The sequence below is a fragment of the Victivallis vadensis genome (genome assembly GCF_003096415.1).
Taxonomy (GTDB): domain Bacteria; phylum Verrucomicrobiota; class Lentisphaeria; order Victivallales; family Victivallaceae; genus Victivallis; species Victivallis vadensis.
This window is the reverse complement of record NZ_QEKH01000022.1, coordinates 20042-44686: the sequence shown is the minus strand read 5'-3', so window position 1 is coordinate 44686 and position 24645 is coordinate 20042. Positions and strand designations below refer to the sequence as shown.

The 24645-nt window shown below is 61.1% G+C and carries 15 protein-coding genes; 11 read left to right on the top strand and 4 right to left on the bottom strand.

Going from position 1 to position 24645, the window contains the following annotated elements; all coding sequences use genetic code 11:
- Positions 1–174: 174 nt before the first annotated feature.
- The 5 genes from C8D82_RS13275 to C8D82_RS13255 all read left to right on the top strand — a co-directional run bounded on the left by C8D82_RS13275 (position 175) and on the right by C8D82_RS13255 (position 8773).
- Entirely contained in the window at positions 175–1344 is a 1170-nt protein-coding gene (locus C8D82_RS13275) for a sugar transporter (RefSeq protein ID WP_116884774.1), read from the top strand.
- Between the two features lie 136 nt (positions 1345–1480).
- Positions 1481–2464 (top strand): LacI family DNA-binding transcriptional regulator, encoded by a 984-nt coding sequence (locus C8D82_RS13270; RefSeq protein ID WP_116884773.1) that lies wholly within the window; start codon positions 1481–1483, stop codon positions 2462–2464.
- Positions 2465–2482: 18 nt separating this feature from the next.
- A complete protein-coding gene (locus tag C8D82_RS22165) occupies positions 2483–3205 on the top strand; it encodes a type II secretion system protein (protein WP_116884818.1) in 723 nt (240 codons plus the stop codon).
- Entirely contained in the window at positions 3202–7248 is a 4047-nt protein-coding gene (locus tag C8D82_RS13260) for a glycoside hydrolase family 2 protein (RefSeq protein WP_116884772.1), read from the top strand. The genes C8D82_RS22165 and C8D82_RS13260 overlap by 4 nt, the downstream gene beginning before the upstream one ends.
- The gene (locus C8D82_RS13255) at positions 7232–8773 is read left to right on the top strand and encodes an alpha-L-rhamnosidase-related protein (RefSeq protein WP_116884771.1); all 1542 of its coding nucleotides are present in this window, start codon (positions 7232–7234) and stop codon (positions 8771–8773) included. The genes C8D82_RS13260 and C8D82_RS13255 overlap by 17 nt, the downstream gene beginning before the upstream one ends.
- An 11-nt stretch (positions 8774–8784) precedes the next feature.
- Here the strand turns inward: C8D82_RS13255 and C8D82_RS13250 are convergent, their stop codons facing one another.
- A complete protein-coding gene (locus C8D82_RS13250; RefSeq protein ID WP_116884770.1) occupies positions 8785–10116 on the bottom strand; it encodes an alpha-glucosidase/alpha-galactosidase in 1332 nt (443 codons plus the stop codon).
- Positions 10117–10245: 129 nt separating this feature from the next.
- Positions 10246–10722, bottom strand: a complete 477-nt coding sequence (locus C8D82_RS13245) for a methylated-DNA--[protein]-cysteine S-methyltransferase (protein ID WP_116884769.1) — start codon at positions 10720–10722, stop codon at positions 10246–10248.
- A gap of 227 nt (positions 10723–10949) precedes the next feature.
- On the opposite strand from C8D82_RS13245, the gene C8D82_RS13240 reads away from it, so the two are divergent.
- Genes C8D82_RS13240 through C8D82_RS13230 form a run of 3 tightly spaced genes read left to right on the top strand, consistent with a single transcriptional unit; the run spans position 10950 to position 16521 of the window.
- Positions 10950–12077 (top strand): GntR family transcriptional regulator, encoded by a 1128-nt coding sequence (locus tag C8D82_RS13240; protein WP_165833073.1) that lies wholly within the window; start codon positions 10950–10952, stop codon positions 12075–12077.
- A 17-nt stretch (positions 12078–12094) separates the two neighbouring features.
- Positions 12095–13243 carry a type II secretion system protein gene (locus C8D82_RS13235; protein ID WP_116884767.1) on the top strand — a complete coding sequence of 383 codons (1149 nt, stop codon included), beginning with the start codon at positions 12095–12097 and terminating at the stop codon, positions 13241–13243.
- A gap of 23 nt (positions 13244–13266) precedes the next feature.
- Positions 13267–16521 (top strand): glycoside hydrolase family 5 protein, encoded by a 3255-nt coding sequence (locus C8D82_RS13230; RefSeq protein WP_116884766.1) that lies wholly within the window; start codon positions 13267–13269, stop codon positions 16519–16521.
- Positions 16522–16949: 428 nt separating this feature from the next.
- On the opposite strand, the gene C8D82_RS13225 is transcribed toward C8D82_RS13230, so the two are convergent.
- Positions 16950–18626 (bottom strand): hypothetical protein, encoded by a 1677-nt coding sequence (locus tag C8D82_RS13225; RefSeq protein ID WP_116884765.1) that lies wholly within the window; start codon positions 18624–18626, stop codon positions 16950–16952.
- A gap of 167 nt (positions 18627–18793) precedes the next feature.
- On the opposite strand from C8D82_RS13225, the gene C8D82_RS13220 reads away from it, so the two are divergent.
- Positions 18794–20875, top strand: a complete 2082-nt coding sequence (locus C8D82_RS13220) for a family 78 glycoside hydrolase catalytic domain (RefSeq protein ID WP_165833072.1) — start codon at positions 18794–18796, stop codon at positions 20873–20875.
- 420 nt (positions 20876–21295) lie between these two features.
- Here C8D82_RS13220 and C8D82_RS13215 read toward each other — a convergent pair whose 3' ends face one another.
- Positions 21296–22444, bottom strand: a complete 1149-nt coding sequence (locus C8D82_RS13215; protein WP_165833071.1) for an alpha/beta hydrolase family protein — start codon at positions 22442–22444, stop codon at positions 21296–21298.
- 204 nt (positions 22445–22648) lie between these two features.
- On the opposite strand from C8D82_RS13215, the gene C8D82_RS13210 reads away from it, so the two are divergent.
- Both C8D82_RS13210 and C8D82_RS13205 read left to right on the top strand, forming a co-directional pair.
- Positions 22649–23875 (top strand): GntR family transcriptional regulator, encoded by a 1227-nt coding sequence (locus tag C8D82_RS13210; protein WP_116884762.1) that lies wholly within the window; start codon positions 22649–22651, stop codon positions 23873–23875.
- 34 nt (positions 23876–23909) lie between these two features.
- On the top strand, positions 23910–24590 hold the full coding sequence (locus tag C8D82_RS13205) for a type II secretion system protein (protein ID WP_116884817.1): 681 nt from the start codon (positions 23910–23912) through the stop codon (positions 24588–24590).
- Positions 24591–24645 lie beyond the last annotated feature (55 nt).

The following is a 24645-nucleotide window of genomic DNA, read 5'->3' as shown; positions in this document are numbered from 1 at the left end:
TTCAAACCTCCGGGCCGGTGGAAAGCCGGCCCGGAGGTTCGGTATATGCCGTAAATCATATCGAAGTTTTGAATTGAAACTGTGGTGCATTCTGTTATTTTGCAAGGGTTGCATTGATATAATGAAAGGCCGCTCCATCCTCCCTGCCCGGCGGAGAGGCCGCTGAACACCGTTATGAAAAAGAATATGCCTCTCAAAGAGTGGCTTCCCCTGCTGGGGATGACCTTTTCCGCATTCGTCGTCAACACCTCCGAATTCATGCCGATCGGGCTGCTGACCAATATCGCGGCCGATTTCGGGATCACCGAAGCGCACGCGGGGCTGCTGATCTCGGTTTACGCGTGGGTCGTGATGCTGCTGTCGCTGCCGCTGATGCTGCTGGTCTGCCGCATGGAGATGCGTAAACTGCTGCTCTGCACGCTGGCTTTGTTCGGAGTGTGCCAGATTCTGTCGACCGTTTCCGGCAGTTTCGGGGCGCTGATGGCTTCGCGGATCGGGGTGGCCTGCTCCCATGCGGTGTTCTGGTCCATCGCTTCGCCGATCGCGGTCCGGGTGGTTTCGGAGGAGCACCGCCCGCTGGCACTGAGCATGATCGTGACCGGCTCCTCCGTAGCGATGATCTTCGGGCTGCCGCTGGGGCGGGCGATCGGCCTTCACATCGGCTGGCGGATGACTTTTTTGTGCGTGGGGCTGCTGGCATTCGCGATCTTCGCCTATTTGCTGAAAGTGGCTCCCAGGCTGCCGAGCCGCCAGACCTTCACGCTGCGCGAACTGCCCCGGCTCCTCAGGAATCCGCTGCTGCTCGGCATCTACTGGCTGGCGGCACTGGTCGCAACGGCGTATTACACTGCCTACAGTTATATCGAACCGTTTCTGAAGCAGGTCGCGCAACTGCCGGAAAGCTGGATTACGATGACGCTGGCTTTGTTCGGGGTGTCGGGGATTCTGGGCAGCTTCCTGTTCTCGTGGCTTTACAGCCGTTTCCCCCATACCTTCATCAAACTCTCGCTGGGCGGAATCGCGGGGGCGCTGCTGCTGCTGTATCCAGCCTCCTTTCAGACCGGCGCGGTGATCCTGCTGTGCTGCTTCTGGGGAGTGGCGGCGACGGCGTTCAACATCGTCTGCCAGGCGGAGATCATCAAGCATACGCAGCAGGAGGCGACGGCGGTCGCGATGTCGATCTTCTCCGGCATCTTCAATCTCGGGATCGGCTGCGGAACGCTGCTCGGCGGAGCCGTCTGCACCTACTCCTCCATTTCCCGCATCGGATTCGCGGGCGGCCTGGTCGCCGTCGGAGCTTTCTTCTACTGTACGCGCCGGCTGCTGAAGCGGCTGAATCCGTAGAAGCTCCGCCGCCCGGTCCGGCAGGTACCGGACGATTTTCCAGATTTTTCCATTACCGCTCTTGACTTTTGCCCTCAAGTTTGGTATAATATAATTCAAACGTTTGACCAATTGCTTTTTCAGGGATTTCAGATTGATGGGACGAAACAACCGGGTTACATTGGCGGATATCGCCAGTCGGGCCAACGTGGACATTTCCACGGTCTCGCTGGTGCTGAACCATAAGGCGCGGGCGAAAAAGCTGACCGCCGAAACGCGCGACCGGGTCTTCGCGGTCGCGAAAGAGCTGAACTATCGGCCCTCCTATATGGCGCGAGCCTTGAAAACCGGAAAAAGCGGCGCATTCGGGATGGTGGTCGGCGACCTGCGCGACCCCTCTTATTCGATGCTGGCGTTTCACCTGATCACGGCGGCGCAGGCGCGCGGTTATCAGGTGCTGACCTGCCCGACTCCGTGGGGAGAGGAGAAGGAGCTCGCACTGCTGCGGCTGCTGCACGAACGCAATGTGGACGGCGTGTTTTTCCAGCCCGGTTCGTTCCGGAAAGACCCGGAATTCTACGAAACGCTCCGGCAGGAAAAGTTTCCGGTCGTGACCTACTGCACGCCTGATCCGGTCTTTGCGACGGTGGGAGTGAATTACGAACCGGGATTCCGGCAGGCGGTCGCCGATCTCGCCCGGCGGCACCGGAAAATCGGCCACATCTGTTCTCCGCACACCGACTCCCGCCCGCTGACGACCGTCTGCAAGGCGGCGGGAGTCGAACCGGTTGAACACCGGTTCCGGCACATCGGCCTGCCGGATTGCGCCGACGAAGTGGCGGAATTTGTACGCACTTCCGGCTCCGGCGCGTTCATCGTCAGCGGTTCGGCAACCGCGGTACGGCTGATGTCCCGGCTGGCCCGGAAAGGAATCCGGGTGCCGGACGACGTGGAACTGGTCGGCGTCGGCAACCTCGAAGCCACCGAATGGGTGCAGCCCGAACTTTCCTGCATCGGCTACGACGTGGCCGCGATGATGGAAAAAGCAGTGGAGATGCTGATCGATTACCCGAATTGTGAACCGGGACGGAGTTTCATGACTCCGTCTGAATATATCGTCCGTCAAAGTACACGACCCTAACACATCAGGAGGTATGAAGTGAAAACGAATCATCTGCCCGAAAGCATCAGCAAAAAACGTATCGTGATCGCCGGTTTTACATTGATCGAGTTGCTCGTGGTAATTGCGATTATCGCGGTGCTGGCGGGCATGCTGCTGCCGGCGTTGAATCAGGCGCGCGAAAAAGCCAGACAGGCGAAATGCGTCGGCATCCTCAAACAGTACGGCACGGCCCTGAGCATGTACTTCAACGACTACGACGGCTTCGGGGTGCCGTGGGGAGGGGACTCCTACCACTGGTTCAAAAATCCCGGCTTCCGCGCACTGTTGGACGGGGCGAAGCCGGACCCGGCCAGCCCCGGCAACCTGATGTACAGCAACCGGATCACTCCCGGCCTGATCTGCCCGAATGCGACCTTTGCGTTTCAGGTGAAGAACAACGAGGGGTGTGAAATTCCGTTTTCCTATGGCCTCAACCACGACCCGTTCTATCAGTACAACCAGATTGCCCCCAAGGTGACGCGGGTGAAACGCCCGTCGAAGGTGCCGGAATTCGCGGACACGCTCGGCTGGATGTTCCGTAAAAGCCATGCGGAAAATCTCCTCGCCTGGCAGACGGTGACCACGCCTTCGGTCTGGGGGAACATCTTCGCCTACCGGCACGGTAACCGCGCCGCGCTCTGCATGCTCGACGGCCATGTCGAAGTGCTTCCTCCCACCGAGGTGATTCATGAACTTGTCTGGGCGGAGATTTACGAATGAGGCGGCTGCTTTTCACCATGTTGCTACTGTGCGTTCTGGCTGCGCGCGGAGAGGAACACCCGGTGCCGCTTGACGCCGCGTGGACGCTTCCTGACGGTGCGCGCCTCACTCCGGCGGGGACACTGGAAATCCAGATCAGGCCGGGGAAAGAGGCGAACCGCTTCCTGACGGCACAACGCACATTCGACATCATTCCCTACCGGGGCCACGACATCGAGCTGGTCTATCGGCTGCGGGCCGAAAAGGTCACGCGGCCGCCGCAGGATTTCACCGGAATCAAGCTGATCCTGAGCTGCCGCAGCGGTCACCGGGAGATTGTCGCCGACACGCCCCGGCAGTGGAACCACGGCGATTTCGACTGGCGGGAAGTCACAATTCCGATGTCGGTCCCGGAAGATGCCCGGACCGCGAAACTCATGGTCGGTCTGCAAAACAGTTCCGGCCTGATCGAGGTCCGTTCGATCACAGTACGCGACCTCGGCGAACGTCCCGATGCCGAAGTATCGCCGGCACCCTATCTGCCGCCGCGCGGGAAGTTCCGCCGGGCCGACACAATCGACATCGCCGCAACCGGGCCTACGAAAGTGCAGCGTTCGCTGAACGGAATGTGGAAAATCTCCGAACTGGAGACTGCAGTGAAGCCGTTTCCTGCCGATGCCGACCGGGAACGGGGAATCGAGCGCCCGGAGTTCGACGATTCGGGCTGGGCTGAAATCGCGGTTCCGCTGAACTGGTATCTGAAGTACCCGGAAAAGCAGAATCTCCGCGAACCTTACGTGAAAGGCTGGTATCGCACCACATTCGACCTCGCCGCCACGGAGCTGAAGCAACGCCGCGTGATCCTGAAATTCGATGTGATCGGCTGCGATGCGACACTCTTCCTGAACGGCAGGGAAGTCGGCCGTCATCTCGGGGACTTCACCGCATTCGAGCTGGATGTGACCGATGCGGCGCGGCCCGGACGCAATACGCTCGCAATCCGGGTGTTCACCGATCAGGGGCACGCCGCGAATCCGGAAAAGATTCACCACGCCTACGGCGCCCAGTGGTCCGTAAAGGATATCAAGGGCGGCATCTGGCAGAACGTCGCGCTGTCGCTGGAACCGGAAATCCGAATCGCCGGACTGTTCGTTACGCCACGGTTGGCGAAAAGTGCCGTCGAGGTCGATTACAAGATCCTCAACCACACCGGAAAAACCGTGAAAACCGCACTGGACTTTTCCGCTACGCCCGCAATCCGGCAGGATGCCGGCAAACTCGCCGGAACACGGCGGCATGCCGTCGCGCTGCAACCGGGCGTCAACACCGGCACGGTCGAACTTCCGCTCAGCGATCCGGTTAGGTGGTCGACGACGAATCCCTATTTGTACTTTCTGGTCTGTGAGGTGAAGGACGCCGAAGGGGGCTTCTCCCGCGATGCGGTCCGGTTCGGCTACCGGGAATTCGCCGCCAGGGACGGAAAATTCTTTCTGAACGGCGAAGAAATCTACCTGTTCGGCCAGAATATCGGTTCCAAGTTCGGCGGCAACGGCCTGGACGAAGCACAGGAGGAGCGGAATATTCTCGGAATCCTGCTGGATTACCGCAATCTGGGCTATGTGATGACCCGCACCTCCCATATGCCGATCCTGCCCCTTGCATTGGAAATTGCGGACGAAATCGGCATGATGATCTACCACGAATGGGCATGGAGCTTCACCACGAATCTCGACTTCGAGGCGTTCGAGCGGAACAACCTGCGCGAAATCGCCGAGTTCGTCAAGGCGAGTTACAACCATCCCTCCGTCTGCATGTGGTCGCTGGGCAACGAGATCAAGCACCAGGAACCGGGAATCGCCCGGCAGCTGGATCTCCAGTACGACACGGTACGCGCGCTGGATAAATCGGGACGCCCGGCCTGTTCCTTTTCCGCCATGGGCAGTTGGTACTCCTACGGTACGAACCGCCTGAAAACCGATGTGATCGACATCCACGAGTATGCCGGGCTGGCTTCGCCGTGGAGCCGGCTGCCGGAACTGCTGGCCCGCCAGTATGAGGGCGAACTGCGGATCTACGGAGAAACCGGGCGGCTGTCGCGGCCGCTGGTTGCGTGGGAGACGGTCGGCTTCTCATGGGGAACGCATGTGACGGACCGCAACTTCCGGCGCGGCGATATCGGGCAATACGCCGACTATGTAAACAAGCCCAGTTCGTGGGGCAGCCCGAATGGGATCGGTTTCATCGGCTGCGCGCCGCTTTTCGAGGCGCTGACGCCCGGCTTCGCGGAGTGGGCGCAGGCGCTCTACGGAAGGCGCATCTATGAGATATTCCGGCTCGACCCGAATTTCAGCGGTTTCGCGCCGTGGTTCGGCGGCAATCCGGCGGCGACGCTGTGGACGCAACCGCTTTTCCCGGCTTTGCGGAATGAAAACTCGCTTTTCCCCCGCAACCTGTTCACCGGGGAGAACTACCGCTGGCGTCTGGAACTTGTGAACAGCAATTCCCGGAGATACCGGGCGCCGCAACTCGAACTCGCCCTCCACCGCACCACGCGCGAAGCGGTCATCCTGCATACGCAAAAGCTGCCGGAGATAGCGCCGTACAGCCGCAGTTCCGTGCCGGTCGCCCTGACGGTTCCCGCCGGACTCCGCTCCGGCGACTGGCAACTCCGGGTGACATTGCGCGAGGCGGATGAAATCGTCGCGCGAAATTACTACGATCTTTTCCTCTCGCCCCGGCCGGAAAAGATTACCGGGCGGCGCCCTCTTTTCGTGCTGGATACCGGCGCCGGGAAAAATGTGGCCGCACTTGAAACCCTCCTCGATGAGTTCGGCCTTGCCTGCCGGCGGATCAATTCCGCGGCGGAGGCCGCGGCGGACTCCGTGCTGGCCGTACCTCCCGAAACCGCGGAACCGCAGACCCTCCGGCTGCAGGACGATCCCGCAGTCGCCGCTTTCCTGAACCGCGGCGGCACATTGCTGGTGCTGGAACAGAAGAACATCAAAAGCATCCTGCCCGGCAACCGGAGCCCGGCGCCGGGAGGCAACACCTTCGTCGATGTCGTCACGCCGGACCATCCGCTTTTCGCCGGCCTCGATCCGGCCCGGTTCGATACCTGGAACAACCCGGACCACGGTTACGTGGCAGCAGCGGCTTTCCTCCCCTACTCTCCGGATGCGCTGGCAGTCAGGGGAACCGGCCTCGGGCAGAACGGCATCGGCGGAGCCGTTATAGAAGGAACTGTCGGCAGCGGGCGGGTCCTGCTGTCGCAGCTGGAAGCAACGGCGTGTTACCGGAATGACAGCGCAGCGGCCGCCTATCTGCGCAATTTGCTGGCCTATGCGGTCGGCGAAGAACGTTGGGAACAGGCACAGCCGCTCAGCGTCGGCCAGAGCCGGACCTTTGAAGTCCGGCCGGAGACGCAAAAGCCGATCGACCTTGCACCATATGCGAACGCCCCGTTCCGCGACGAATATGAAAACGACGGCAAGGGCGGCTGGACCGATCAGGGCAGCAACGACTTCCGCATGATGCCGGTCGGGGAGCTGACCGCCGCCGGAGTGCGGTTCCGCATCGTCGATCCCGCCCGGAACGGCGGCCGGGGATGCCTGGTGCTCCGCGGCTCCGAACGCCCCGGACTTCCGGCGGCAGTACGCGGCATCCGGGTACATGAAAAGGTGTCCCGGCTCTTTTTCATGCACACCGCCGCGTGGGGAAACCGGGGATTCGCCGGAGCCTACCGGATCCGCTATGCCGACGGCAAAACCGTCGATTACAAACTTCAGGGCGGCAAGAACATCGGCGACTGGTGGCGGGTCGCCATGCTGCCGGAAGCCAAAGTCGGAATCATCTGCCGGAACGCATTCGGCAGTGAAGTGGGCACTTTCGTCGCGGCGTGGCGGAATCCGCGCCCGGAGGTAAGGGTGGACTCCTTCGACTTCCTCTCCGCCGGAGAGGCGCAGGACGGGGGAATCGACTGGCTTCCGTCGAACTCCCCCGTCCCGGTACTGGTCGCCGTGACCGCGGAAAAGGCAGAGGAGAAAGATCATGGCCAATTGCGATAAAGAACTGCTCCGGCAGGTCAGGGTGTTGAAACCGAAGTTGGAACATTGGGAAGTCGCTCCGGAACAACAGGTGGCCTTCGCCGCGGACTCCACCGCCTGGCAGGGGTATGCGGCGATCGGCGTCGGGCCGGTCGCAGGAGTATTGAACCGGCCGTTCGCCGCGGGAGAGCGTTTCCTCCTTGACTTCGGAGAGCATTCGGTCGGCCGCCTGAAACTGGCGATGCGCACCACAGGCAAGCCGGCCGACGCCCCGGTACGATTGAAACTGCTCTTCGCGGAACTGCCGCAGGAGATCGCCGAAGCGGACCGGCCGTTCACCGGGTATTTGTGCCGCTCATGGATTCAGGAGGAGACCGTAACGATCGACGAGATTCCGGCAACCGTGGTGCTGCCGCGCCGCTATGCGATGCGCTATCTGCTTTTGGAAGTGGTCGGCACGCCGGACCGGCTGGTATTTGACGATATCCGGTTCATCGCCCAAAGCGCCGTGGGACGGAGGTTGCCGCCGCCCCCGCCGGGCGTTCCCGAACGGCTGGCGCGGCTCGACGCAATCGCGCTGCGCACACTCCGGGACTGTATGCAGGAACTGTTTGAGGACGGCCCCAAACGCGATCGGAGGCTCTGGCTCGGAGACCTCTATTTGCAGGCTAAAGTGGACCGGGTGAGTTTCCGTCGCTTTGACCTGGTGGAACGCTCGATCGCACTTCTGGCCGCCTTTACTTCGGAGCAGGGGCAGGTGGTTTCCAGCGTCTATGAAAAGCCGGTACCCGCCCCCGGCAACTGGCTGGCGGATTATCCGCTGCTTTTCCCGGCGCTGATCCGCGAGCACACACAAGCCGCCGGCGGAGCGGAATTCGCCGCCCGGTATTACGATACGGCCCTGCGCCAACTTGAACCGATGCGTCAAAGCTGGGGAGATACCCCTTGCCCCCATTCCGAACATTGGGCGTTCATCGACTGGTCGGAAAAGCTCGATAAGACGACCGCGCTGGCGGGAGTCTACCTCTTCGGCCTGCGGAACGCCGCCGCTCTGGCGGAACTGCTCGGACGCGAAAGCGACCGGGCGGCGCTGCTGGCCGAAGCCGAAAAACGAAGCCTCCGGCTGCGCCGCGAACTGCGCGATCCCCGGACGGGACTTTTCGTCAGCGGCCCGGACCGGCAGCTCTCGTATGCCTCGCAGATCTGGATGATCCTCGGAGGCGCGGTTCCCCCGGAAGATGCCGGCACACTGCTCCGAAAACTCGCTTCGGCACCGGAAGCAATCCGGCCCGTCACGCCTTTTTTGCATCACTTCCTGCTGGAAGCGTGGGCGGTCGCCGGCGAGTTTGAACAGCTGTTCCGCCACCTGCAGGAATACTGGGGCAAGATGGCGGATTGCGGAGCCGACACCTTTCAAGAGGTGTTCGATCCTGACAATCCGTACCGCACCCCCTATGGGGATGTCCGGCTCAACAGCGCCTGCCATGCCTGGAGCTGTGCTCCGGCATACTTCATCCGCCGCTACCGCGACCGGATTCCCGGCTGACGCCGCCAGCCTTATGCTTTCAGCGAATGGAAATAACCGAGATACTCTTTGTTCGCCTCGAACATTTCGTTGACCATGTCTCGGATTTCCGCAAGCGAAAGCACCGCACCGGTCAGTGGATCAAAGAGAATCGCCTGATAAATCATCTTCGGGTCACCGGCGAAGAAACCTTCAATCGCCAGCTCCTCGCACCGCGCGCTGATATTGGTCAGCAGCGCCAGCTGCGGCGGTAGCGCGCCGATGGCGACGGTTCGGAGCGTATCGCGCCCGGCGATCACCGGGACCTCCACGCAACTGCCGTAGGGCAGGTTGTCGATGTAGTGGAAATTGCGGACGTTGCCGTTGAATTCAAACGGCGTGTAGTCGCCGAACACCGCGTTGAAGATACAGCTTGCGTATTCGTTGCCCCGCGCGAGGTCGAAAGGCTCGGCCAGCTCCTTGCGGGTCAGCTCCTGCCACTTGTCGTTGCGCTCGCGGTAGCAGTCGACGATATAGGCGTGCACTCCCGGATTCCAGCCGGTTCCCGGCAGGCAGTAGGTTTCGATCAGGTCCGGCCGCTTGCGGAACCACGCATTGTATTCGGAGTTGTGGCCGCTCGACTCCGTCACGTAATAGTCCAATGCGAGAAACATTTCGTTGCGGACGATCTCCTCTTTGTAGACCTCCTCGCGGGTGGTGACCGCCTCCCGGATCAGCGGATAGGCGTCTTTGCCGTTCCACTTGAAATCGAGGTAAAAGGCCTGATGGTTGATTCCGGCGCAGGTGTAGGTGATTTCCTCCATCGGCGCGCCGATCCATCTGGCCAGCATTTCGGCGGTTCCCTGCACCGAATGGCAAAGCCCGGTAATCCGCAGTTCGGGAAATTCACTCTGCATCCCGCGGCAGAGCATCGCCATCGGATTGGTGTAGTTCAGCACGATCGCCCCGGGACAGCACTCCCGGATGTCGCGGCAGATGTCCAGCATCACCGGCAAGGTGCGCAGCATCCGGAAGATGCCGGAGGGGCCGCGGGTGTCGCCGACGTTGATGTCGACCTTGTACTTCATCGGGATTTCCACATCGCTGCGGAACACCTGGAAGCCGCCCTGCAGAATGGTGATGACCACGCCGTCGGCGTCCTTGAGCGCCTCTTTGCGGTCGAAGGTGCTGACGACCCGGGCCGGATAGTTGCCCGCTTCGACGATCTGGTTGACCGCAGTGGTCACGAAGCCGAGTTTTTCGGCGTCGATGTCCATCAGCGCGATGGTTGCATCCCGGAAGGCCGGGAACGTCAGGATGTCCCGGACCAGCTTACGGGTGAAGCCGAAGCTACCGGCTCCGATAAAGGCGATTTTCTTACTCATGTTTCTCTCCCTGCGCTTTTTGTTGACGTTTTTTGGGGATTCCTTCCGGCAGCACCTGCTGCTTTCCGGCCAAAACAATATTTCTGATGTATTTCTTCCCGAAGCGGCAAGCCCATATACGGCGCACCTTCAGAACAGTAGCGGACTGCCGGATTCCAGCGCGAGCAGGCGCTCCTTCAATTCGACTCCGCCCGCGTAGCCGACCAGTTTTCCGCTGCTGCCGATGATCCGGTGACAGGGGATGATGATCGCGATCGGGTTGCGGTTGTTGGCCAGCCCGACCGCGCGGGAGCCGCCCGGGTTGCCGATCCGCTCCGCGATCTCCCCGTAGGTCGCGGTCGCGCCGTAAGGCACCTTTACCAGCTCCGCCCAGACCCGCCGCATGAACGGCGTCCCCTCCGGCGCCAGCGGCAGCTCGAACTCCCGGCGTTCCCCGGCAAAGTATTCCGCCAGCTGGCGCATCGCTTCAGCCAGCAGCGGCGTCTCCCGCTCCTCCGCCGGAAGCACCGCCCCGGCCGGATTCAGATACAGATGAGTGACGGCTCCCTCTTTTTCCTCCACCCCGAACCGTCCGAACGGAAAATCCCGAAAAATCCTGAAGCTCATAACATCATGCCCTCCATTCCGTGTTTTTCCAGTCTCCTGCAATATATCCCGTCAAACTCTCTTCCGCCTCCCCTTTCTCTGTAAAAACGGGAAATTTCCATAGCCGCCAAAGGCCGGTCGGAATAAAAAATGTGACTTTTTTTTCGACTTCCCTATTGACATTGATGTAATACGGTATTCAAAATATATATGACGATATGCGAAACACTCTACAATACGGAGGTGAAATGTTTGTTCCGGTTTACCATGAACTCGTCGATAAAATGAAGACGAGCATTCGCAGCGGCGACCTCTCCGGCAGGCTGCCGGGGGTGCGGGTGCTGGGAAAGCAGTTCGGCGTCAATCCGGCGACGGTTTCCAAGGCGCTCCGGGTGCTGGAGGAAAAGGGATATGTTTCGGTGGTCCCGAATATGGGAGCTTTCGTGATTCCGCGGGGAAACACCGCCCCCAACCATACCATCGGCGTGATCTGCATCCGCCGGAACGAGGCGGCGGAAGAGACCGAGTCGCGCTATCTCAGCAGCCGCTACCACTATTCGCCCTACACCGTATCGCAGATTGCGGCCGAGATCGACGCCGAAGCCGCGCAGGCCGGATTCCACGCGATCCTGATTCACATCGGGGCGGAGCAGCTGCGGCAGAATCCGGGTTATCTCACGAGTCTGCCGGTGGACGGCATGGTCTTCATCTTCTCCTCGCTGACCTACGAGATCGCCGACATCCTGAAAAAGCGGCATATTCCGTTCGTATCGGCCAACGCCTGCTACGGCATCTCCGAGGTGAACTACATCGATTTCAATATGGCGCAGGGGATCGGCGACCTGCTCGACCTGCTGCGGGAACGCGGCTATACCCGCATCGGCTACTTCGGGCCGCCCGGCAAGTACGGCTTCAACGAGAGGGTCTACAACATCTTCCGCAAAAAGCTCGGCGGATTGTTCCGGCCGCACCTGTTCGCGGCGGGAGCGGAGTCGTTTGAAGCGGATTTCGGCCGGGAAGAGGAGCCGCCGTCCGAACGGGCAGCCGCCCTGATCCGCAACGGAGCGGAACTGCCCGAAGTGATCCTGTGCAACGCCGACCTCGCCGATTCGCTGGAGGAAACGATCCGCCGGCAGGGGCTGCGGGTCCCGGAGGATATCCGGCTGGCGGTCATCACGATCGACCCGAAGCAGGGAACCGCCGGAGTCGCCGGAAGCGCGTCGGAACTGTTTCAACGGGTGACGCAGCGGCTGATCTCCGTGATTCAGGAGGGGGACGACTCCGTGATCCAGCAGTGGCTTCCGGTCCGGGTCTGCTGGCCGGAAACCGGCAGTTCCAATGCGATGCACCGGCAGCAAGCCTTAATTGCCCAATAAAAGAAGGAGGATTCGTGATGAAAACCAGAAATTTCACCTTAATTGAGCTGCTCGTTATTAAAACTTGTCAAATATACTATTTTCTTTCATATACCGCTCTGCGGAAAAGAGAGGGGTTCGGGGGAGAGAAAGCGGCGACAAGCGCCGCGTCTCTCCCCGTACCAACCAATCTGAACATCTCTCTTATTCCCCGCAAGCTCTCACGCCTCCGCCAATGCTCTGCAAGCGGCAAGTCGGAGCAAAAACGTGAAGTTGCCTTTCCGCAAAAAAGCGGGAAGACAACTTCACGTTATTGCGGATCTTCTTCCCACCACCGACCGACCGCGTCTTTGCACTGCACCGCCCCCTACCCGGCACCGGCACCTTGCCGGACGCAGGGGGCGCGGGGGGCGGCGGATACGCCCCCCGCATACCGCCATGTAAGGCCGTTTACCCTTATTGAGCTGCTCGTTGTGATAGCGATCATCGCCATTCTCGCCGGTATGCTGCTTCCGGCCCTGAATCAGGCGCGGGACAAGGCGAAAAGCACCAAATGCGCCGGAAGCCTGAAACAGATGGGGCTGACGGAACAGATTTACGCCTCCGATTACAACGGCTACGGCGTATACGGCGCCTATTCGGATTCCTCCGGCTCCAAAAACTACTGGGTCAAAAATGAAACTTATCTGAAGATGCTCGGTCTCAAATTCAAAGGTGATGATCCTCAGTTCGTGACGCCGAGCTTCCTGTGCCCCAACGGAACACTGGTCAACCAGAGCGGGCGGAACAAGGACGGCTTCGCCGATATGAGCGTGGTCTACGGCCGCAACAACGAATTCGGCACAAGCTGGCGGACCCCCAACCACCGTGTGACCAAAATCGACCGCCTGCGCAATCCCTCCGGCAAACTGGCGGTGATGGATGCCAACGACTGGAATGCGGAATATCCCAAGGCAAATTACAACACCAATTACCTGATGACCGGCGAAGTGCTTCCGAGCGTCGACAATGTGATGCCCGCCTACCGACACGCCCGCAAGCTGAACGCGGCCTTTTACGACGGCCACGTGAAAGCCGGAATCGACTGGCGGGAGATCTGCGACACCCAAACGCCGAACCGTCCCTCCGATCCCAAGAGTTCGGAAATCTACGATCAATACTGGAATTTGTGGCCGGATAAACAGTAACCCATTCAACCCGAGGTGATTTGATGAAAAAAATATTGATGTCTCTCCTGCTTTCGATCGCGGCGCTCCTGCTTCCGGCCGGTCCGGTCGTGGACGGCAACGGCAATCTGCAGATCGGAAAACTCGCGCTGCGCTGGACCTGCTACGCCCCCGACTGGTCCGCCGCGGTACTGGGAAACGACAGCTTCAAAGCCGCTCCCGGTTTCCCGCGATACAACTCCGGTGAATTTGAAACCGCGGGGACGTGGAACGGCTTCCGGTTCACCGTCACGGCCGCGGCAGTGAAAGAGGACACGATCACCTATTCCGCCCGGTTCAAAGCCAATCCTCCGGTCGAAACCCGGACGCTCGCACTGGTGATGAATCTGCCCGCCGACACCCCGGCGCCCGGCGTGCTGGTCGACGGACGGAAAATCGAACTCCCGGCAACGTTCGAGCGCATCCAGCTCTTCGGCAGCCGCAAGGTCCACTGCCTGCAATTCGAGCTGGACGGACGGACCGTCACCATCGAAGGCGACTTCACGCTGCTGATCCAGGACGACCGCAAGTGGCGCAACAACCATTTCGTGTTCCGTCTCGGAGCCGATCCCGTTTCGGGCACACTCAAGGAGGCGTCGCTGGACCTGCGGCTCCGGGTCGCGTCGCCCCGCACCGTCGCGGTAGACCTCAAACCGGCCTTCAATATGGGATTCCGCGATGAAAAACTCAACGACGGCAAAGGCGGCTGGACCGATCAGGGGCCTTCCAACGATCTCTCCATGATGAAGCCGGGCAAGCTCGCCGCGCTCGGAGTCGAGTTCGATATCGCCGACCCGGCCCGCAACGACGGTCGTTCCTGTCTGGTGCTCTCCTCCGGCCAGAAGAAGTTTCCGGCGGAAAAGACGGTGAACTGTGCGAAAACCGCCGGAGAACTCCGATATTTGTATTTGCTGCACGCCTCCGCGTGGACTCCCGCCGCCGGACAGCCGGTCGGCACGATCGCCGCCGAATATGCCGACGGCGGCAAAAAGGAGTTCCCGGTCCTCGCGGGCCGCGACGTCGGCAACTGGTGGCAGCCCTTCAGCTTCCCGAACGGCGCGCTGGCGTGGACCGGCGAAAACAAGGAGTCCTACGTCGGGCTTTACCTCTCCTGCTTCCCCGTCGGCGGCACGCCGAGAAAGCTGACCTTCCGGGCCGCTTCCGGCGGCGACGCGGTCTGGATGATTCTCGGCGCAACCCTCGGCGACCGCCGGCTGAACCTGAACCAGATCGAACCGCCCTCCTATATCGTCGCGGGCAACGACTGGCTGCCGCTCGACTATGACGGCACGACGGCCAAAGGCTCCCCGCTCGATTTTTCGGTTTTCCTCGACGCTCCCGCCGGGAAATACGGTCCGGTCACGGTGAATGGGAACGGGCACTTCTCCTTTCGCGACGCGCCGGAAAAACGCATCCGTTTCTTCGGCCCGAATCTGGTGGGCAACTCCAGCTACCTCGACAAAAAAACGGCGGACGACTTCGTGACCAAAATCGCGCGGCTCGGCTACAACACCATCCGTTTCCACCATTTTGAAAACGACCTGCTCGATCGCGGGAGCGCCGATTCGCTGACCTTCGACCCGCAGGCGCTCGACAAATTCGACTACCTGTTCGCGGAACTGAAAAAACACGGCATCTATCTGTGCCTCGACCTCTACGCCAGCCGCGCGCTGCGCGCCGGGGACAACATCGAAGAGCGCAACGGCAATAGCTTCGGGCGCTACGACTTTGAAATGAAAAGCCTGGTCACGTTAAGCCCCTCCGCGATGGCGAACTGGAAGGAGTTCGCACGCCGGCTGCTGACCCACCGCAATCCGTACACCGGTCTGACCTACGCGGAGGACCCGGCCCTCTACTCCCTGAATCTGGTCAACGAAAATCCGCTCGTGTCGATCTGGAACCGCAACCCGCCGCTGATTCCGCTCTTCGAGGCGAAATATGTCGAATTCCTGAAAGCGAAGGGGCTGGACACCCCGGAAAACCGCGCCTCGCGCGGCGGGCTTTTCATCGAATTCCTGAATGACCTCCAGATCCGGTGCATCGAAGAACAGAAGCGGTTCCTGAAGCAGGAACTGAAGCTCACCGCGCTGATCACCGACCTCAACATGCACAGCAAATTCACGCTGAACCCGGTCCGTGAGCAGCTCGACTTCGTGGACAACCACCAGTACTGGGACCATCCGAGCTTCCCGGTGCGGCAGTGGGGAATGCCCTATCTGTTTTCCAACATGTCCTCGATCGCGCGCCTCGCGCAGAATCCCCGCTACCTGATGCCGACGCGCATCTTCGGCAAGCCGTACACGGTCACCGAGTTCAACTTCTGCAATCCGAATCCGTACCGGGTGGAAGCGGCCCCGCTGATCGGCGGCTACGCGGGCCTTCAGGACTGGGACGGGCTCTACCGCTTCGCGTGGTCCCACAACCGGCTCAATATGGAGAAGTTCAATATCCCGATGGGCTTCGACATCGTCAACGACCCGCAGGCGCAGCTGGCGGAGCGGATCATCAATCTGCTGTTCACCCGCGACTACATCCGGCCCGCCGCGCCCGCCTTCGCATTCACCTGTACCCCGGAGCAGCTCCGCACGCTGGCCGGCCCGCCAGAAAGCGACGGCAACTATCCGGACGCCTTCACCGAACTGGGCCTGTACGGCCGGATCGGCACCCTCGGCCCGAAAGCGACTTTCCCCGGAGTGCAGAAGGTCGATCCGCTCACTTCCGGCTGGCAGGCGAAGCTGCCGCAGGCCGCCCGCGCCGCGCTGGCGGGACTTGAAAAAAGTGGAACCATCACCAGCGCAGGCGGCGAAATCACCCTCGACGCCAAAGCGAAAACATTGAAAGTCGTCGCTCCGAAGTGCGAGGTATTCACCTTCGCCGGAAACGAAACCGGCAAGGTCATGCGCCTCTCCAACGGCAGCCGCTATCAGACGGTCGCGCTGCTTTCGCTCGACAGCCGGAAACTCGGCGAAAGCCGCAGCCTGCTCCTGATTCAGATGCCCAATCTGGCCGCGACTAAAATGAAGTTCGCCAACCGGCGCCGCAACCTGCTCGAAAGCTGGGGGCAGCTGCCGCTGCTGCTGGAAAAATGCAAAGCCGATGTGGAGCTGACGCTTCCGGCCGGTTTCCGGGTGGAGGCGCTGAAACTCGACGGCACAGCCGCCGGAGCGGTTCCTGCCGCTTACCGCGACGGCAAACTCCGGTTCACCGCCGACACCTCCGCCCGAAAAAGCGGCGTAATGGTCTACCACCTGACCCGGTAGACTTTCGGCCTCCGGCGGCCGGGGGCGTTTCGCCCCCCGGGCCCCCCGACCGGCAAGGTGCCGGTGCCGGGTACGGTTTTGAGATTTTTGCGCAGCAAAAATCTCAAAACCGAGGGTATTATCTATCAGTTTATCCGCTCTATCGGCAGTACTTGCCACCGGGTGCTACCCGGTCGGGTTGCAAGGGCGAAGCGCCTTGCCCGTCGGAGACACCTGTGCGCTATGCGCCCAGCTGCCAGAGCCTGATTGCAAATCAGGCCGCGTAGCGCACAAGGTCTGCCGCCCGACAGGGCGGACAGACCCGCCTGCCTTCAAAACGGCAGGCTTCCCCCGCGATTCGCCTTTGAAGATCATAAAAAATATAAGCCCTGCACTTTCAAAGCGGCAGGCTTTCCCTTTCCGCACCTCGCGCCGGGCAAGATATCCGCTCACCACTCCTTCTGCGCAAAGCGCGGAAACTCCAGCGCAAGGCTGCCCCACGCGGCCGTGACGCTTTCCGGGCCGACGCTCTCCGTGAAGGCTCCGGCTTCGGAAGCGCCGCCGGCGGGAAGCACTTCGACGCCGCAGGCCAGAGTAAGTTCGGTTCTCTCATCGAAAAGCTCCGAACGGGACGGCCCCGCATAGAAGACCGCCTCCACCCGCGCCCCGTTTTCAGAAGAACTGCACTCCCAGCGGACCGGAATACCGCTGAATACACCCGAACCGGGACGGATCACCGCCTGCGTTGAACCGAGCCGCAGCGTGAAAGTTCCATCCGGGTTGCGGCTGACCTCCGCTCCCTTTCCGGTCAATTCAAAGCAGGCGGCAAGCCGTTCAAAATGGAATACGCCGTCGGCGGGCCGGTCGAGTCCGGGATGGTGGTCGCCGAGGTCGCGCCGCAGGCCGACGCCGCACAGGATGCGGTTCCGGCACTGCCGCGAATAGAGCTGCGCCGACGAGAAATCCCGGTTGTCCCGCAAGAACCGGAACCGGAACTGCGCAGGGACCGCCGTTCCCGGCACCCGCCAGTAGCCGAGCAGCGGACGGCTCTGAATCCAGAAGATCGACACGCTCGCCGAGCCGACCACAAAATCGTCGTTCAGGAAGGTGGTGCACCAGGTCGAATGGGTGTCCGGCTGCCGCCTGATGCAGCGCAGCGCCACCTCCGTCTCCGGCTCCGGCAGTCGGGCGAAGCGCACCGCGATATCCGGCGGGCAGGGCCGGTGGCGGATTCCCGAATAGGTGAAGTGGCAGAACTCCTCGCCCTCTTTTCCCGGTGCGGCGATCGGAATCTCCACTCCGGTCGCCTCGCGGATGAAGCGGGCGTTGTCCGCCGGCAGAAAGTCGCCGTAGGCGCGGGACTGCGGCCCGCCGAGCTGCCCGGTCGCCGGATGGAAGTGGTTCGCCAGTTCGTTCCAGAAGAGCCGCAGCAGCTCCCCGGCATGGCTGCGCGTCTCCGGCTCGCGCACCAGTTGCAGAATGCGTTCGACCTCGAAAAGCGCGACGAAAGTGTAAGTCGGGCTGTTGTACTCGTTGATCCCGCCGGTTTCGCGGGTGTAGGCAAGAAACTTCGCCAGCCGGTTCTTCGCGTATTCGCGCAGGATCGCATTGTCGAGAATCTCCCCGGCGCAGCCGGTCACCGCCGCCCCCATCAGCGCGATATTGGTGTAATTGGGCTGGATGTTGCGGCGGAAAATCGACCATGCGGCGCGTTCGAGCGCGGCGGTGATCTCCCGCTTCAACTCCGCATCGAGCTTGCCGGCGTGTTCGACCAGTATGTGGCACAGCCCGGAGCCGATGAAATCCGCCCAGTTCCAATCGGGCGGAGCCATCTGCGCGACCGGTTCCTCGTCCAGCCACGGCCAGATGCCGTAGGCAGGATCGTAAGGATCGGTGACCTGACTTTTCAGCACCGCCCGGATCACCTTTGCGGCGCGTTCGAGATACTCCGGCCTGCCGTCGTCGAGCAGCGCCAGCGCGTAGTAGATCGACAGCCGGGTCTGGTGCACCCAGCTTCCGTTCGGAACCCGGCTGTGATAACCCGGCCCGTTCCAGACGGAGCCGAGCAAATTGCGTTCGGCGTTGAAATCAGGCTCGACAGCCGCGATCATATCGGCAAGTTCCATAAAGACGTCCCTCTGAATTATCATTGTAAGGCCGGAGGCAAATGCAAATAAAGTATAATCCGGATTCCGGCGGTTTCAAGCAGTTTTCCGCCGGAACCGCCTTGTTTTTCGGTAAAATACAGATATATTCTCCATACGAAACAGTTTCAAACCTCGGGGAGCATCGGATGATGAACTATATCGGAGGAGCCGGCAACTCCTTTTGCCGCAAGAGTTTTTCCATAGACAGAACGGTTGCGGAAGCGATCCTGACCGTCGCCGCCGATCCGCATACTTATTTGTGGCCCTCCTGGATGGAGGTGGAGCATGAACACAACTGGCTGCTGGCCGGGAGCTTCCTGAAATACCGGGTGTTCCTGAACAGCGCCCCGGCGGCGGTCGGCCCCTTCCGCCCGGTCCGGGACGGCCGCGCGGTCGCGGAACGGTACGATGTGACCGGCCTTCTCCGGCAGGGTGAAAATGTGCTCGCAGTGCAGTCGCGCGGTGAAAAATACGGCTTCGCGCTGACCCTGGAGCTTACGTTTTCCGACGGTTCCCGGCAAACCGTCGCCACCGGTCCCGGTTGGAAACGGCAAAACGCCAACGACTTCTGCAATCCGGTCTGCTGGTGGCACCCCGCCCTCGGCATGTCCCGCGGCACTTTCGGCCCCGGCGAACAGCCTGAACACCTCGACGGCACCCGCCTGCCGCAGAACTGGGAACGGCCTGGCTTCGACGACTCCGGCTGGGAGGCCGCCGCCGTCACCGCCGTCGATCCCTTTGAACTCGAAGCGGGAGAAGCGCTCCACTACACGCCGGTTTCCATCGCACCGATCCGGATCGAACAGCTCGGCGACGGCCGCATCGTGGCCGATTTCGGGCGGGCGGTGGCCGGCGGAATCGAACTGACCTCCCCCTGCGGCGCCGAAATCGAGCTGCGGCTCGGCGAAGAGCTGCTCCCCTCCGGCGGCGTGCGGTTCCAGATGCGCACCGGCAACTGCTATCAGGAGGGGTGGCGCTTCCCGGAAAACGGCGGGACGCTGAGCCACTTCGGGATGCGCTCCTTCCGCTACGCCGAGCTGCTCGGATATCCGGACAGGCTCGATCCGGCGGCGATCCGGGCGGTGTCGATCACGCTGCCGTTCCGCGAGGAGGATTCCGCCTTTTCCTGCTCCGATCCCCGGCTGGAACAAGTGTGGGAGCTGTGCCGCAACTCCATCCGGTATACCACGCTTGACATCTACTACGACTGCCCGAGCCGCGAACGCATGGCTTACGAGGCCGACGCCTATATCAATATGCTGACCCATTTCGCGGTCGAACACCAGACCGCCACCGCCCGCCGCACCATCCTCTACCAGATGAACCACTACACCTGGCCGTGCGAGTGGCGGATGTTCATGATTCCGGTGGTGTACGAATATTACATGCACACCGGCGACCTCGGACTGGTGCGGGAAGTCTGGCCCCGGCTCAAATCGGAGTGCACCTTCCACCACCTGCTCAAAGACGGGCTGGTTGAAAAATTTCCGATGCGCGTGATCGTGGACTGGCCGATGTCCTGCCGGGACGAATACGAATTCGGTCCCGCCGAAGCAGTTCCGAACGCATTTCTGTACCGCGACCTGTGTGACCAGTCCAAACTCGCCGCAGCCCTCGGCCTTGCCGGCGAAGCGCGCGAATACGAGGAGCTTGCCGTCCGGGTCAAACGCGCCTTCAATACCCGGCTTTACGACCCGGAGAGCGGTCTTTTCCTCGACAACGCCGCCTCGCGCCACGCCGGATTCCATGCGAATATGTTCGCGCTGGCCTTCGGCGTCGCCGATGACGACAAGGTGGAAAGGCCGCTCGCCTTCATCGCGCAGTCCGGCATGAAGTGCAGCGTCTACGGCGCGCAATTCTACCTCGAAGCCCTCTTCCGTTACGGTTGCGCCGAAAAGGCCGTCGAACTGATGACCTCCGACTCCGACCGCAGCTGGCTGGAGATGATCCGCCTCGGCGCGACCTGCGCGACCGAAGCGTGGAATCCGGAGCTGAAGCCCAATATGAGCTTCGTGCATCCGTGGGGCAGCGCGCCGGGGAATATGATCATGCGCGGCGTTTTCGGCCTGCGCCCGACCAAGCCCGGCTGGGAAGAGTTTGAATGCAAGCCGCAGCCCGGCGGCCTGAAGTCCGGCCGTTACCGCATCCGCGTCCCTTCCGGCATCATCACCGCCGAATTCGATCACGAAAACGGCGAGCTGGTCACCCGCTGCACCCGCGACAAATAGCGCCTCCGGTTGTCCAAGGCGAATCGCAGCGGGGGAAAACCTGCCGTTTGCAGGCCTTGCCCGCTGCACGCATGAAGATCTCCGGCGGCCAACGGTTTCGCCGTTGGATCACGACCGGCAACGTGCCGGTGCGGAGTAACGCCGATAGAGCCGATAAACTGATAGACAATAAACCGGCGAGTCACAGCCATGCCGCTTTCGCGGCAGGCGGGTCTGTCCACCCTACCGGGCGGCAGACCTTGTGCGCTACGCGGCCTGATTTTCAATCAGGCTCCGGTAGCTGGGCGCATAGCGCACAAGTTACCTCCGGTGGCAAGGGCGCTTCGCCCCTTGACCCCGACCGGGTAGCACCCGGTGGCGAGTATTGCCGATAGAGCAAATAAACCGATAGATAATCCCCCGGCCGCCGGAGGCACTCAATCAATTGATTTCAATCATCGGCGAGCTGTAGCAGCAGCCGTTGTGGTCGAACACCGTAAAATAGGCGGCAGTTGCGCACCGCGGGATCTCAGCGCCGATGCACCCGTCCACCGGCTCGACCGGCAGCGTGTTCCAGCAGCGGTCGCCCCAGTAACCGGTCGCCCGGGTGAAGTTGAACTCCGCTTTCCTGAGCCGCCGTTCAGAGGCGACCGCTGCCGAAAGGCGGTTTCCGTCGCGCGTGATTTCGGAAACAGCGGGAATGGAACGGTTGTTCAGCACCGCATCCGCAAAGTCGAAGATCGTCTCCTCGGTGCGGCACTCCGTATGATTGTGCGGATAGGCAACCCGCACACCGAGCCGCTTGAGCTTTGCCGGAACCGTCCGGAACGAGCGGGACAGCGCATCGAACGGAAACGCGAAATCATTGGTTCCCGAAAAGAACAGCATCGGCAACTTCGCCCGCGCCAGATAGTGACCGGGGTCCCACAGCTCGAACCACTGCTTTCGCAACTCTTCCGTGACATCCGGGTGCTCGAAGCAGAGCGCCGAGGCCTCCTCATGGAAGAATCCGCACCCGTACACCGGAATCGCAAAGCGGAAACGGTCATCCACGCCCGCCGTGATGCAGGTCAGCACGCCGCCCCATGAAATCCCGGTCAAACCGATCCGGCCGGAGTCCACACCGGGCAGCGAACGCAGCAGCGAATGGCTCAGAATCACGGCGGAAACGGCATGGAACGGCCACTGCTCCCGCGGCGGCAGACCGGCCTCCTCCATCCTTCCCCAGCCGGCGGGGCCGCCGTGCGGCTGCCGGGGCCACTTCGCATACTGCGGATTTTCCGCCCAGCACGGCGCCGCTCCGCAGGTATCCATCGAGATCGCGGCATAGCCGCGCCGGTTCCACAGCGCGACCCAGTCGGCGACGGCGGTCGCCCCGCCGCCGTGAACCAGCACCACGCCCGGCGCCGGCCGCTCCGGCGTCGCTCCTTCCGGCAGGCCGTAACAGGCGAAAAACCGGGTCGTCTTGCCCCTGTAGGGAACACTCTCCACCCAGACCGGCTTCGCGCCGGAACACCACGGCAGCTCAGCCTCCCAGGTCCGCGGAACCTGAAACAACTGATCGAGTTTGTCGTCGAATACAGATGTCATCGTTCTATCCTCCTGAAATAAATCTCTATGATAATATACTGTTTTCAAATCCCAAAACCATTTCGTGTTCCGGGAAAGTTGCAAAAAGGTTGAAAACAGTGCAACAGACCCGCAAGCCCCCCCTGGCGAACCCGTATATGTTCCATTTAAAATCACTTTTTCGGCAACGCCTCTTGACATTTTCATTTCTCTGTGGTATAATTAATGTGTACTAGGACAATTTTATTTGTATCCACAGAGGGCCTTCGCTGTATGGCACAGAAAGAAAAATATCAGCAAGTTGCTGATTACATCGAAGATTTCATTAAGCAAAGACAACTCAAGCCGGGCGAGCGCCTGCCAAGTGTCCGAACGCTTATGACCATTCTCGGAACTACCCGCGCGACCATTTGCAGGGGAATGCAGCTGCTGGCCGAGCGCGATGTCATTTCAAGCAACGTCGGCAGCGGCACATTCGTCGCGGATCCGCTCCGGGTCCGGAAAGCGAAAAGCCGCAACAGCAACGTCACAATCGGCGTGATGCTGCCCGCCGGAGCCGATTCGTACGCCATCAACGTCCTGAACGCCATCAACAACGCGGCCGAAGAGCTGCCGGTCAGGCTCAAACTCGTCTGTGTAAGCAATCTGGGCACGCATATCATAAAAGTGGCCGCGGAACTTCTTCAGGAAGGATGCGACTCTCTCCTGATTCCATGGTTTCCTCCTGGAAATCTGATGGAACTCGCCGCGTTTCTGAAGATTTCGCCGCTGCCGGTCTGCCTGCCTGCCGCCCTCCCGGGATTCGAGGAGTGCAACATCACAATTCCCCCGCCGGAACAGATGGACTTGAGCAGAAAGACGGATGAAGTGTGCCGGTATTTCCAGATACTCGGCGAAAAACGCCTCGTCCTGCTCGGCCCCGATATCTGCCGCGTCCCCAATATGCGCGACAATGTGTTGAGCTTCTCCCGGTTCATGTCCGCCAACCCGCTGGAGTGCCATATCCGCATGACCGGCCCCTCCGCCCGCGACATGGATGCAACGGCGGCGGAACTGAAGAGATTCAAAGGAGAGCTGGCGCTTATCTGTTATGACGATATTCATGCTCTGCGCTTTATGGTCGCCATGCACAAACTGGGCTTGAGCGCGCCTGCGGACTTCCGGATCATCGGGGCAAACGACACGCCGGAAGCCGTCTACTGCGAACCGCCCCTCTCCAGCGTCCGGCCCGATTACGCCCAGATCGCCCGGATCGCGCTGAAGGCCGCCATTGCCAGGGCCGACGGCAAACTGTGCCAATATCCGGGTGAGCTGTCGCGTGTTCTGGTCATACGCGACTCATGCGCCGGAAAGGAGAAGCTCTCCGGGAGAATATGCGAAGAGTTGCGTGCGGCGGGGATCGCTGTCACCAAAGGAGAAGGTCCCGGCGCGTTCAATCATGTCGCGTCGTAAGCGGAACAAAAGAACCAAAGCGAAGGAGTGGAAAATGTCACACAAACGCCGTCTGTTTACATTGATAGAATTGCTTATCGTAATAGCAATCATAGCGATACTGGCGGCGATGCTGCTGCCTGCCCTGAACAAGGCCCGGACGCGGGCCCGACAGACCCGGTGTCTGGGAAACCTCAAGCAGATCGGGCAGGCCGTCGCGATCTATGCGGATTCTTCGGATGGAAACCTGCCTCCGCTCTACTACGGCAATTATCAGGCGCCTTTTCTTCAGCCGACCCTCGCCCGGACGGTTTTCAATGTGGAGCTCGGTGCTTCCTCCTCCGCCGAAGAACTGCTGAAAACCATGAAAACGCCTTTCTATTGCCCTGATGTGACGGCGGATTCGCTGGGCACGCATCAGCACGGCTCTTTCGCCGCCAATCTGTCGCATGTGTTCGCCACCAGCCCCGCCAATGCCTATTCGCCGAAACCCAGAAAGATCTCCGGCTTCCGCCGCCCCTCCCAGATTCAGATGTTCGTCGATGCGCGCGGCGGCACCGGCCGCAACAACTGGGAAATCGCCTGTCTGGTGGAATTCGCCGGCCATGCGGCCAACCTGTCCGGCAGACACAACGGCGGGGCCAATATGGCGAAAGTGGACGGTTCCGCGACCTGGGACAGGCGCGAGGCCATCATCGACAACCGCAATGATCTCTGGGGACACGACAATCAGTGAATATCCGGAACACCTGTCCGCAACCGAAACAGCAACCATAACCATAACTCCTTAC

Coding starts and splice junctions, on each gene's coding strand:
- C8D82_RS13245 (WP_116884769.1), bottom strand. CDS start 10,722: ATGAGCTTCAGGATTTTTCGGGATTTTCCGTTCGGACGGTTCGGGGTG.
- C8D82_RS13210 (WP_116884762.1), top strand. CDS start 22,649: ATGTGTACTAGGACAATTTTATTTGTATCCACAGAGGGCCTTCGCTGT.
- C8D82_RS13275 (WP_116884774.1), top strand. CDS start 175: ATGAAAAAGAATATGCCTCTCAAAGAGTGGCTTCCCCTGCTGGGGATG.
- C8D82_RS13220 (WP_165833072.1), top strand. CDS start 18,794: ATGATGAACTATATCGGAGGAGCCGGCAACTCCTTTTGCCGCAAGAGT.
- C8D82_RS13235 (WP_116884767.1), top strand. CDS start 12,095: ATGAAAACCAGAAATTTCACCTTAATTGAGCTGCTCGTTATTAAAACT.
- C8D82_RS13240 (WP_165833073.1), top strand. CDS start 10,950: ATGTTTGTTCCGGTTTACCATGAACTCGTCGATAAAATGAAGACGAGC.
- C8D82_RS13270 (WP_116884773.1), top strand. CDS start 1,481: ATGGGACGAAACAACCGGGTTACATTGGCGGATATCGCCAGTCGGGCC.
- C8D82_RS13260 (WP_116884772.1), top strand. CDS start 3,202: ATGAGGCGGCTGCTTTTCACCATGTTGCTACTGTGCGTTCTGGCTGCG.
- C8D82_RS13205 (WP_116884817.1), top strand. CDS start 23,910: ATGTCACACAAACGCCGTCTGTTTACATTGATAGAATTGCTTATCGTA.
- C8D82_RS13230 (WP_116884766.1), top strand. CDS start 13,267: ATGAAAAAAATATTGATGTCTCTCCTGCTTTCGATCGCGGCGCTCCTG.
- C8D82_RS13255 (WP_116884771.1), top strand. CDS start 7,232: ATGGCCAATTGCGATAAAGAACTGCTCCGGCAGGTCAGGGTGTTGAAA.
- C8D82_RS13250 (WP_116884770.1), bottom strand. CDS start 10,116: ATGAGTAAGAAAATCGCCTTTATCGGAGCCGGTAGCTTCGGCTTCACC.
- C8D82_RS13225 (WP_116884765.1), bottom strand. CDS start 18,626: ATGGAACTTGCCGATATGATCGCGGCTGTCGAGCCTGATTTCAACGCC.
- C8D82_RS13215 (WP_165833071.1), bottom strand. CDS start 22,444: ATGACATCTGTATTCGACGACAAACTCGATCAGTTGTTTCAGGTTCCG.